This is a genomic window from Myxococcus sp. AM009, assembly GCF_013372605.1.
Lineage (GTDB): Bacteria > Myxococcota > Myxococcia > Myxococcales > Myxococcaceae > Myxococcus > Myxococcus vastator.
On sequence record NZ_JABXEP010000294.1, the window covers coordinates 1 to 3,799 of the forward strand.

3 protein-coding genes and 1 pseudogene are annotated in these 3,799 nt (G+C 69.4%); 1 reads left to right on the forward strand and 3 read right to left on the reverse strand.

Annotation, left to right across the window (positions count from 1 at the left end):
* Window positions 1–129: 129 nt before the first annotated feature.
* The 3 genes from nuoD to HV824_RS35055 all read right to left on the reverse strand — a co-directional run bounded on the left by nuoD (window position 130) and on the right by HV824_RS35055 (window position 3,374).
* Window positions 130–1,377, reverse strand: coding sequence for an NADH dehydrogenase (quinone) subunit D (nuoD, locus tag HV824_RS35045; protein WP_176417306.1), 1,248 nt, complete (start codon window positions 1,375–1,377; stop codon window positions 130–132).
* Between the two features lie 12 nt (window positions 1,378–1,389).
* The gene (locus HV824_RS35050; RefSeq protein ID WP_020478794.1) at window positions 1,390–1,908 is read right to left on the reverse strand and encodes an NADH-quinone oxidoreductase subunit C; all 519 of its coding nucleotides are present in this window, start codon (window positions 1,906–1,908) and stop codon (window positions 1,390–1,392) included.
* 179 nt (window positions 1,909–2,087) lie between these two features.
* Window positions 2,088–3,374, reverse strand: a complete 1,287-nt coding sequence (locus HV824_RS35055) for an adenylate/guanylate cyclase domain-containing protein (protein ID WP_176425211.1) — start codon at window positions 3,372–3,374, stop codon at window positions 2,088–2,090.
* Between the two features lie 116 nt (window positions 3,375–3,490).
* Between HV824_RS35055 and HV824_RS35060 the strand changes: the two are divergent.
* A pseudogene (locus tag HV824_RS35060) lies at window positions 3,491–3,799 on the forward strand (sulfatase); the annotation flags it as partial.

Consider the following 3,799-nt stretch of genomic DNA (forward strand, 5'->3'; position numbering starts at 1 on the left):
GGGTGTCCAGCTTCGCGCCGGCGGGCGGGTTGGACGGCTCCGGGCCAATCTTGGCCGCGGGCGTGTCCGTGGGCGCCCCCTTCGGAGGCGGCTGCGCATCACCGGTGGGCTTCTTCGTGTCGTTGTCGCTCACTGCTCGACCTCGCCGCCGATCATGTTGATGGTGTCAAACGTGGGGATGAGGTCCGCCAGCATCTTGCCTTCGATGATGTGGGGGACGGCCGCGAGCACGGGGAAGCCCGGCGCGCGCACGTGGACCTTGTACGGACGGCCGCGGCCGTCGCTCACCAGGTACCAGCCCAGCTCGCCGTTGGAGGCCTCGGTGGCGTCGTAGACTTCACCGGGGGGCACCTGGATGCCCTCCATCACCAGTTTGAAGTGCGACATCACGCCTTCGATGGTGCCGTAGACCTCGGGCTTGGGCGGCAGCGCGATGCGCCAGTCATCTACGATGATGGGGCCCGCGGGGATGGTGTCCATTGCCTGGCGCAGGATGCGGATGGACTGGCGCATCTCCTCGAGCCGGACGAGGTAGCGGTCGTAGTTGTCGCCGTGCTCGCCCAGCGGGATGTCGAAGTCGAGCCGGTCGTAGACCCAGTACGGCTTCGTCTTGCGGATGTCGTAGTCCACGCCGCACGCGCGCAGGGCGGGGCCGGTGTAGCCGTACTCGATGGCGTCCTCGGCGCTGATGACCCCCGTGCCCTTCGTGCGGTCCACGAAGATGCGGTTGTTCGTCAGCAGGCCTTCCATCTCGTCGAGCAGCGCCTGGCCCTGGTCCAGCGTCTTGTGGACGCGGGCAATCCAGCCCTCGGGGAGGTCGCGGTTGCTGCCGCCCACGCGGCCGAAGCTGGTGGTGAGGCGCGCGCCCGTCAGCTCGGCGGTGCGGTCATGGAGCAGCTCGCGGAACTCCATGGCGAGGAGGAACGGCGCGAAGCCGCCCATCTCCAGGCCGGTGGCGCCCACGCACGTCAGGTGGTCCGTCAGCCGGTGCAGCTCGGAGCCGATGACGCGGATGTACTGGGCGCGCTCGGGAATCTCCAGGCCGATGAGCTTCTCCACGGCGTTGAGGAACCCGAAGTTGTTCATCATCGCGGACAGGTAGTTGAGCCGGTCCGTGTAGGGCAGGCACTGCGTCCACGTGACGTTCTCGCAGCTCTTCTGGAAGCCGCGGTGCAGGAAGCCGATCTCAGGGTCGATCTTGACGATCGTCTCACCCTCGAGCTCCACCTTCAGCCGCACGGTGCCGTGCGTGGCCGGGTGGGAGGGGCCCATGTTGATGACCATCCGCTTGGTCTGCAGATGGGCTTCCAGCTCCGACTCGTGGGCGTACGCGTCGGTGTCGGGGTTCGGCGCTTCGGGCTTGAGGGTGTCAGCCATGGATGTCCTCGCTCAGGAGAGCCCGCTGGTGCCGGGGCCGCGGAAGATGTCCTTGATGGGGCGCTCGGGGATGAGCGGCTGCCGGTCGCGCAGCGCGTAGTCCTTGCGCAGGGGGTGCCCCTCGAACTCGTCGTAGAGGAGGATGCGGCGCAGGTCCGGGTGCCCGTCGAAGCGGATGCCGTAGAAGTCGAAGGTCAGCCGCTCCCACCAGTTGGCGCCGCGGAAGAGCGGCACCAGGGTGGGGACCACCGGGTTGGCTTCGCTCACCCGCACCTTGAGCCGCACGTGCTCGTGCCGCTTGAGGGAGTAGAGGAAGTAGACGACCTCGAAGCGAGGGTCGTTCTCCGCCAGGTGCAGCCGATCCACGGCGTCGATGGAGCCGAACAGCTTGAACTCCAGCTCCGGGTCGTTCTTCAGGAACGCGGCGACCTTCGGGAGCGAGTCTGCATGGATGACGGCCCAGGCGCCTCCGGTCCGGTCCACGTAGCGATCCGCCACCGCCTCTGGGAGCTGGGCGGAGACCCTGTCCAACGCGAAAGTGCTCAAGGGGGCCCCAATGACTAAGGGAGAAGAATCCGCGGCTTTATAAGGAGCCCTCGGCGGGTGCGTCAACGTAAACCCTCAACCATGTAGCCCACTTAGGAGGCCCAGAAGCGGGCGTTGCGCGAAACCGGGGTGGTGGGTGGGCATGGGCCCGGACAGGGGGTGGATCAGCCGGTCGCGAGCCCGGCCCTGGGTTGTCCTACACTCGGTGCGAAGGTGGCCACGGGCAGTCGCTTGCCGGGCACCAGGGTGGGGCTCACCGGCGCCCAGGCGAAGGCCTCCGCGCAGCGCTCCCGGGTGGCCTGGGAGGCGAGGACGGTGACGCCGGCCACCTTGGTGAGCTGTTCGATGCGGGACGCCACGTTCACCGTGTCCCCGATGGCGGTGTACTCCAGGCGGCGGGTGGTGGAGCCGATGTTCCCCAGAATGACGGGGCCGGTGTGGACGCCCACCCCCATGCGCAGCACGGGGGCGCCCCGGGCGGCCCGGGCGGCGTTGACGCCTTCCAGCTCCACCACCATGTCCAGCGCGCAGCGCACCGCGTGGAGGGGGTGCTCCGCGTCGTCCAGCGGCGCGCCGAAGTACACCATGAGCGCGTCCCCGATGAACTTGTCGAGCGTCCCCCCGTGGCGGAACACCACCTCCACCATGCGGCCGTAGTACTCGTTGAGGAGCTCCACTACCTGGCCCGGTGGCATGCGCTCGCTCAGCGCGGTGAAGTCCCGGAGGTCGGCGAACAGCACCGTGACTTCCCGGAGCTCCGGGGCCAGCGAGGTTTGTCGTTGCAGTCGCTCTGCTACTGAGGGCGAGAAGTACCGGCCCAGGCGGGCGCGCTTCAGCGCCTCCTGGGAGACGGCGGCGGTGAGGGAGCGGATGCGGCCCAGCAGGTGGTGGGCGCCGGCCGCCATGATGCCCAGGAGGACGACCGCGGCCACCTGGGCGCCCACGCCGATGTCCGCCTCGGCCTGCAGCCGGACCACGCCGACGCTGGCGACGGCCATGACCACCGCGGTGACGGAGCGGCGCAGCGACAGGGCCGCCAGCAGCACCAGCACGGTGTAGATGCCCAGCGTGAAGCCGGCCACGCCGCCTGGGGAGGGGGACACGGGAATGGCCAGGTGCTGCATCCAGTAGATGGCGGGCGCGTCCACGAAGGCCAGCGTCAGTCCGGCCCACGAGGCGCTTCGCGGCCAGCGTGACACCGCCACCCGTCCAGCCACGGTGCACAGCCAGTAGATGCCCAGGGGGACGAGGTAGACCTCCCAGTCCGCCATGCCCCGTGCGACGCCTTGATACAGCGCGACGCCCAGCAGCAGGGTGACGGCCAGCAGTCGCAGCCGCGCCATCTGCCGTGCGTTGTGATGACGTTCGGCATCCAGCGCCCGGCTCACCAGGTCCTGGCCCTCATCGGGATGGGCGCCGTGCGGTGACGCAGGGCCCTCGCTGGCTGCCATTCGAGGCGGAGTCAAGGCCCGCCATTCTGCAATGGCCTCGCGCGGAGCGCACCTTGGCGGGGGGCGGTCGTCCGGTCGGCACACGCCTGTTTCAATCGGGTATAGAAGAGGAGGTCATGCCCGAATCCCCCCCTTCCGGCATTCTCCAGTCCTGGTGGCCGCGCCTTCTGGTGGGGGCCGTGCTGGGCGTGTTGCTGTTCGCCGCCGAGTCGTGGCTGCTGCTGCGCTCGGGTGTCGTGGGCATGGACATCCCGGTGGAGGGCCCCTACGCCGCGTTGATGGCGGCCGTGCGGCCCGTCATCCCAGGCCTGCTGTTGCGAGTGGCGGCCGTCTACGCCGTGGCCGGCATGGTGCTGACCGGCGCGGGGGCGCTGCTGGCGCGTGCCTGGGGCCGAGGCGGGGCGTGGGCGACGCTGGGGCAGGGG